The organism is Curtobacterium sp. B18 (assembly GCF_000333375.1).
Taxonomy (GTDB): domain Bacteria; phylum Actinomycetota; class Actinomycetes; order Actinomycetales; family Microbacteriaceae; genus Curtobacterium.
In genome coordinates this window covers 1-7,489 of the sequence record NZ_BACZ01000711.1, presented here as the reverse complement: position 1 = coordinate 7,489, position 7,489 = coordinate 1, and the positions used below count along the sequence as shown (strand labels likewise).

Below are 7,489 nucleotides of genomic sequence, written 5' to 3'. Positions count from 1 at the left end.
GAGGCCGCCGATGACCTTGGTCAGGCCGGAGTCGTAGATCGAGGAGTGCGGGTCCGTGGTGATGTCGGTCGACACCAGCGGGTCCTCGCTGTAGAGCAGGATGCCCTTGAGGGGGCCTTCGGCGGCCTCCTTGTAGGCGGCGTTGATCTCGTCGACCGTGACCTCGGACTTGGTCTCGAGGGTGAGGTCGGTGATCGAACCGGTCGGGACCGGGACGCGGAGCGCGAAGCCGTCGAGCTTGCCGGCGAGCTCGGGCATGACCTGGCCGATGGCCTTGGCGGCACCGGTCGAGGTCGGCACGATGTTCAGCGCGGCGGCACGGGCACGACGCGGGTCCTTGTGCGGCCCGTCCTGCAGGTTCTGGTCGGCGGTGTAGGCGTGCACCGTCGTCATGAGGCCACGCTCGATGCCGAACTTGTCGTTGAACACCTTGGCGAGCGGCGCGAGGCTGTTCGTGGTGCAGGACGCGTTCGAGATGATGTTGTGGTTCGCCGGGTCGTACTGGTCCTCGTTCACGCCGAGCACGATGGTGACGTCGTCACCCGTGGCCGGGGCGGAGATGATGACCTTCTTGGCACCCGCGTCGATGTGCTTCTGCGCATCGGCGGCCTTGGTGAAGAAGCCGGTCGACTCGATGACGATGTCGACACCCAGCTCGCCCCAGGGGAGGTTGGCGGGGTCGCGCTCCGCGAGGACCTTGATCGCCTTGCCGTCGACGACGATGTTGTCGCCGTCGAGCTCGACGGACTTGCCGAGACGACCCGTGATCGAGTCGAACTTGAGCAGGTTCGCGAGGGCGGCGTTGTCGGTGAGGTCGTTCACGGCCACGATCTCGAGGTCGGAGCCCTTGGCGAGGGCCGCCCGGAAGAAGTTACGGCCGATGCGGCCGAAGCCGTTGATACCGATCTTGACGGTCAATGGATCTCCTGGTGGGTGTGGAGCGCCCAGGGGGCGCTGCTTTCGGAGTCGTGTGGCCCTTCGGGCCCACGTGTGGTGGACGATACGCCCCGTAACGTCGCCGTAACGACCCTAGCAGTCGGACACTGCGCGCCTGCGCGCGATGACGGTCCGTCCGGACGGTCGTGACGACCGCCCTGGATCACCCCCGAGACGGACGGGAGGCGCAGTGCCAGCTGGCACCGCGCCTCCCGTCTCGGAACGTCTCGCGACCGCGATCAGGCCCCTTCGAGCTCCTCGGGGACGCTCGCCTCGGTGCCGGGGATCCCGAGGTCCGACGCGCGCTTGTCGGCCATCGCGAGCAGGCGGCGGATGCGGCCGGCGATGGCGTCCTTCGTCATCGGCGGCTCGGCGTGCTGGCCGAGCTCGTCGAGCGACGCGTCGCGGTGCTCCAGACGGAGCGAGCCGGCGTACTTGAGGTGGTCCGGGACCTCGTCGCCGAGGATCTCGAGCGCACGCTCGACCCGGGCGCAGGCGGCGACGGCGGCCTGCGCCGAGCGGCGGAGGTTCGCGTCGTCGAAGTTGACGAGCCGGTTGGCGGTGGCGCGGACCTCGCGGCGCTGGCGCATCTCCTCCCAGTCGGCGGTGGTGCGCGCGGCACCCATCACGGTCAGCATCTGGCCGATGGCCTCGCCGTCGCGGATGACGACGCGGTGCACGCCCCGGACCTCGCGCCCCTTGGCGGCGATGCCGAGCCGCGACGCGGCGCCGACGAGCGCCATCGCGGCCTCGTTGCCCGGGCACGTGACCTCGAGCGCGGCCGCCCGACCGGGGTCGGTCAGCGTGCCGGCGGCGAGGAACGCCCCGCGCCAGATCGCGGCGAGGTCCTCACGGTTGCCCGTGGTGAGGCGGTTCGGCAGCCCGCGGACCGGACGGCGACGGGCGTCCATGAGCCCCGTCTGCCGGGCGAGGGTCTCCCCCGCCTCGAGCACGCGCACGAGGTACCGGGTGCCACGACGGGCGGACGCGGACGACCCCACCGACGCCTCGCTCCGCACGCCGTACAGCTCGGCGAGGTCCTTGCGCACACGGTGCACGATGATCCGGGTGTCGAGTTCGACCTCGACCGCGATCCTGCCCGAGATGACGTGCAGGCCACCCGCGAACCGCAGGATGGTCGCGAGTTCGGCGGCGCGGACCGTGTTCCGGTTCACGACGACCCGGGCCAGTTCGTCCTTGACCTCGGCAGTCAACGGCACAGCATCATTCCTAACGTTTCTTCTGGTGGGGTCCGCGTGCCCGGCGCACGTCGTGTGGAGCGGCCGGAGGGACGGTCACTCTCGGCCGAGGTCTCGGTTCTTCACACGCACGGCGACGTCGGGCATCCCGCGGAGGAGGTTCGCCAGCTCGGCGACGATGGCGACCGAGCGGTGCTTGCCGCCGGTACAGCCGATGGCGATCGTAGCGTGTCTTTTGTTCTCGCGCTGGTACCCCTCGAACACCGGCTCGAGGACGTCGGCGTAGCGCTCGACGAACGAGCGGGCTCCGGGCTGCGCCAGGACGTAGTCGGAGACGGGTCGGTCGAGGCCCGTGTGCGGGCGGAGTTCCGTGACCCAGTACGGGTTCGGGAGGAACCGGACGTCGGCCACCATGTCGGCGTCCGCGGGCAGTCCGTACTTGAACCCGAAGCTCATCAGCGTCACCTGCACGCCGGTGAAGTGGTCCTCGGCGAACTGCTCGGTCACGGCGTTCGCGAGTTGGTGGATGTTCAGGTCGGACGTGTCGATGACGAGGTCCGATGCCTCGCGCAGTGCCGCGAGCCGACTGCGTTCGCGGCCGATGCCGTCGAGGAGCGTGTCCTCACCCTGGAGCGGGTGGGGTCGCCGGACCTGCTCGAACCGCCGCACCAGGACGGCGTCGGTGGCCTCGAGGAAGAGCACCCGGACCCGCGCCGACGCACTCTTGCGCACCTGTTCCACGGCCTGCTCGGGGTCGGTGAAGAACCGCCCGCCGCGGACGTCGACCACCGTGGCGATCTTCGGGATCTTCTCGCCGGCGCGGTCCGCGAGCTCGGTGAGCGGCGCGAGCATCTGCGTCGGGAGGTTGTCGACCACGTACCAGCCGAGGTCTTCGAGCGCCTTCCCCACCGTCGAACGACCGGCCCCGGACATGCCGGTGACGATGAGGATGTCGTGCTGCTGCGGCGATCGGGTCGGCGCTGGGTCGCTGTCGGTCATCTGGGAGTGGGCTCCGTCGTGGCGGCCCGGGCGCGTCGCCCGGGGAGGTCTCGGCTGCGGGACAAGGGTACCGCCCGGACGGGGGGCTCGGGGTGCGTCATCCGGTCGGGTGCGGTCGGTGCGGTGCGATGCGTGCGGTGCGTGCGGTCGGTGCGGGCCGTGCCGTCGGACCGGTCGGTGCGGTGCGTGGCGTTGGTCGGGTCCGACCGGTCCGTCCGGTGCGTGCGTCGTCCGTGCAAAGGCGCGGTGCGCCTCATGCGGGCAGGTGCGGGCCGTCGTCGGTCACTTCGGGCAGGCGCGCCGTGCCGGGGGCGCTCGGCCCGTCCGCCATGGCGTCTCCGTCCACTCCGTCCGGTGCGCTCGTCGCCGGCGCGCTCGTCGGCGACCCGGCGTCGGCCGCTTCCGGCGCGCTCGTGGGGGTCTGGGCGAGCTTGCTGACCACGGCCGCCGCCGTCGCCGGGCCGACGCCGTTCACCTCGCCGATCTCCTCCGCCGTGGCCTCGCGGAGCCGCGCCACCGAACCGAAGTGCTTCAGCAGGGCGTTCACGCGGGTGGGCCCGAGGCCGGGGATCTCGGACAGCCGCGACCGGACGTCGCGCTTGCGACGGGTCCGCTGGTGCGTGATCGCGAAGCGGTGCGCCTCGTCACGGATCCGTTGGATGAGGAACAGCGCCTCGGAGTTGCGAGGCAGGATCACCGGGAAGTCGTCGTCCGGCAGCCAGAGCTCCTCGAGCCGCTTCGCGATCCCGACGAGGGCGATGTCCCGCACGCCGGCCTCGTCCATCGCGCGCTTCGCCGCCTGCACCTGCGGTTGCCCGCCGTCGACGATCAGCAGCTGCGGCCGGTACGCGAAACGCTTGGTCGGCTTCGAGCCCTCGACCAGCTCGTCGCTCGTGACGTCGGGCACGTCCGGCAGTTCGGCGTCCTCGTCGAGGCGCGCGAGTCGCCGGGTCAGCACCTGGTACATGCTGTCGGTGTCGTCCGTGGTCTCGGCGATCGTGTACCGACGGTACTGGTCCTTGCGTGGCAGGCCGTCCTCGAACACGACCATCGACGCGACGACGTTCGTCCCCTGCAGGTGCGAGATGTCGTAGCACTCCATCCGGAGCGGTGCCTCGGTCATCCCGAGGGCGTCCTGGATGTCCGCCAGCGCCGCCGACCGGGTCGTGTAGTCGGCCGACCGCTTGGTCTTGTAGAGCATCAGCGCCTGCGCCGCGTTCTGCGCCGCCGTCCGGGCGAGCCCGGCACGGTCGCCACGCTGGGCGGTGCTGAGCTTCGTCCCGCGGCCACCGCGGCGCTCGCTGAGCCACTGTTGCAGCGCGTCGGCGTCCTCGGGCAGCTCCGGGACGACCACCTCGCGCGGAGGCTCGTCGCCCGTCGCGTACTGCCCCTGCACGATCTGCTCGATGAGGTCGCCGGTCGAGATGTCGAGCTCCTTGTCGACCACCCATCCGCGCACACCGCGGATGCGCCCACCGCGGACCGAGAACAGCTGCACGGCCGCGGCGAGCTCGTCCTCGGAGATGCCGAACAGGTCGAGGTCGACCGAGTCGCGGAGCACGACCGCGGACTTCTCGAGCACTGCCTCGAGCGCGCCGACCTGGTCGCGGAACTTCGCCGCCTGCTCGTACTGCATCGCGTCGGCCGATGCGGCCATGCGCTGCCGGAGCTGGGTGATGACACGTCGGTCGTAGCTCGCCATGAAGCGGATGAACTCCTCGACCATCGCACGGTGCTCGGCGATCGTGACCTTCTGCGAGCACGGACCGCCGCACTTGCCGATCTGCCCCGGGAAGCACGGCTTGCCGGTCTGCATCGCCTTCTTGTAGGACGAGTCCGAGCAGGTGCGGATCGGGAACACCTTGATCATCAGGTCGATCGTGTCGTGCACGGCCCAGATCTTCGGGTACGGCCCGAAGTACTTCGCGCCCTTGATCTTCCGGTTCCGGGTGACCATCACCCGCGGTGATTCCTCACCGAGGGTGATCGCCATGTACGGGTAGGACTTGTCGTCACGGAACTTGACGTTGAACGGCGGATCGAACTCCTTGATCCACGTGTACTCGAGCTGCAGCGCCTCGATCTCGGAGCCGACGGTGGTCCACTCGACGCTGCGTGCCGTGAGCACCATCCGCCGGGTGCGCTCGTGCAGCGTCGGCAGTGGGGCGAAGTAGTTGCTCAGCCGGGCACGGAGGTTCTTCGCCTTGCCGACGTAGAGCACCCGACCCGCTTCGTCACGCCAGCGGTAGACGCCCGGATCGGTCGGGATCTCCCCCGCCTTCGGTCGCCAGGAGACGGTGTCCGCCACCTACCGCGCACCCGCTTTTTGCTTCGCCTTCGGACGCTTCTGCGTCGCGGTCCGGGCGCCGACGGCCTGCTCCTTGCCGACCCGGGCGTCCTGTGCGTCGAAGATCTCCTTGAGGAACACGCCGGTGTGGCTCTCGGGCACGTTCGCCACGTGCTCCGGCGTCCCGGTCGCGAGGACCGTGCCACCGCCCGAACCGCCTTCCGGCCCCATGTCGATGAGCCAGTCGGCCGACTTGATGACGTCGAGGTTGTGCTCGATCGTGATGACGGTGTTGCCCTTGTCGACGAGGCTCTGCAGCACGAGCAGGAGCTTCCGGACGTCCTCGAAGTGCAGACCGGTGGTCGGTTCGTCGAGCACGTAGACGGTGCGGCCGTTCGAGCGTCGCTGGAGCTCGGTCGCGAGCTTCACACGCTGCGCCTCACCGCCGGACAGGGTCGTCGCACTCTGGCCGAGGCGCACGTACCCGAGCCCGACGTCGACCAGCGTCGCCATGTACCGGTGGATGGCGGAGATCGGCTCGAAGAACTCGGCCGCCTCGCTGATCGGCATGTCGAGGACCTCGGAGATGTCCTTGCCCTTGTAGTGCACCTGCAGCGTCTCGCGGTTGTAGCGGGCACCGCCACAGACCTCGCACGCGACGTAGACGTCCGGCAGGAAGTTCATCTCGATCTTGATCGTGCCGTCACCGGAGCAGTTCTCGCAGCGACCGCCCTTCACGTTGAAGCTGAAGCGACCGGGCTGGTAGCCACGCGCCTTCGCCTCGGGCGTCTCGGCGAAGAGCTGCCGGATGCGGTCGAAGACACCGGTGTAGGTCGCCGGGTTCGACCGCGGGGTCCGGCCGATCGGCGCCTGGTCGACGTGCACGACCTTGTCGAGTTGGTCGAGCCCCTTCACACGCGTGTGCTTCCCCGCGATGTGCCGTGCGCCGTTGAGCTGGTTGGCGAGCACCTTGTAGAGGATGTCGTTGACGAGCGTCGACTTGCCGGAGCCGCTCACCCCCGTGACCGCGGTGAAGACACCGAGCGGGAAGTCCGCGTCGATCGACTTGAGGTTGTTCGCCCGCGCACCCTGCACGCTGATCGTGCGCTTCAGGTTGACCTTCCGACGCTCGGCCGGCACCTCGATGGCGCGCCGACCGGCGAGGTAGTCGCCGGTGATCGAGTCGCGGTTCTCGATGATCCCCTCGTACGAACCGGAGTGCACGACGTTGCCGCCGTTCACACCAGCACCCGGACCGATGTCGACGACCCAGTCCGCCGTGCGGATGGTGTCCTCGTCGTGCTCGACGACGATGAGCGTGTTGCCGAGGTCCTTGAGCTTGACGAGGGTGTCGATGAGTCGGCGGTTGTCGCGCTGGTGCAGCCCGATGCTCGGCTCGTCGAGGACGTAGAGCACGCCCGTCAGACCGGAACCGATCTGGGTCGCCAGGCGGATGCGCTGTGCCTCGCCGCCGGACAGGCCACCGGCCCCGCGGGAGAGCGTCAGGTAGTTCAGACCGACCTCGAGCAGGAACTCGAGCCGCGCCCGGATCTCGCGCAGGACGGCCGCGGCGATGTGCGCCTCGCGGTCGGTCAGCGTGAGGCTCTCCATGAAGCCGTAGGCGTTGTCGAGCGACATGTCCGTGACGTCGGCGATGGAACGGCCGTCGACCGTCACCGCCAGGACCTCGGGCTTCAGTCGCGTGCCGTCGCACACCGGGCAGGGCACCTCGCGCAGGTAGCCCTGGAAGCGCTGCCGCTGCGAGTCGGACTCGGCCTCGGCGAACTTGCGCTCGATGTACGGCATGACGCCCTCGAACCCGCTCGTGTACCGCATCTCGCGGCCGAACCGGTTGCGCCAGGAGACCGACACCTGGAAGTCCTTGCCCGTCAGGATCGCTGCCTGCACCGACGGGTCGAGGCTGCTCCACGGGGTGTCCAGGTCGAACCCGAGGTCCTTGCCGAGGCCCGCGAGGAGCTTCTCGAAGTACGAGTAGAGCCCGCTTCGTCCCGGTCCACGGCAGCAGCACGCCCGTCGCGCAGGGACGCCTCGGGGTCGCCGAGGACCA

Annotated in this window: 4 protein-coding genes and 1 pseudogene; all 5 read right to left on the bottom strand. The window is 69.6% G+C overall.

Going from position 1 to position 7,489, the window contains the following annotated elements; all coding sequences use genetic code 11:
- Positions 1–918 (bottom strand): type I glyceraldehyde-3-phosphate dehydrogenase (gap, locus tag I5E_RS19045; RefSeq protein WP_022908390.1); only part of this gene is annotated, 918 nt, incomplete at its 3' end.
- A gap of 257 nt (positions 919–1,175) precedes the next feature.
- Positions 1,176–2,156: a DNA-binding protein WhiA gene (whiA, locus tag I5E_RS19040; protein ID WP_022908389.1), complete on the bottom strand. Its 981-nt coding sequence runs from the start codon at positions 2,154–2,156 to the stop codon at positions 1,176–1,178.
- Positions 2,157–2,231: 75 nt separating this feature from the next.
- Positions 2,232–3,134: an RNase adapter RapZ gene (gene rapZ, locus I5E_RS19035; RefSeq protein ID WP_022908388.1), complete on the bottom strand. Its 903-nt coding sequence runs from the start codon at positions 3,132–3,134 to the stop codon at positions 2,232–2,234.
- Between the two features lie 253 nt (positions 3,135–3,387).
- Positions 3,388–5,442, bottom strand: coding sequence for an excinuclease ABC subunit UvrC (uvrC, locus tag I5E_RS19030; RefSeq protein ID WP_022908387.1), 2,055 nt, complete (start codon positions 5,440–5,442; stop codon positions 3,388–3,390).
- Positions 5,443–7,489, bottom strand: a pseudogene (gene uvrA / locus I5E_RS22190) (excinuclease ABC subunit UvrA); the annotation flags it as partial.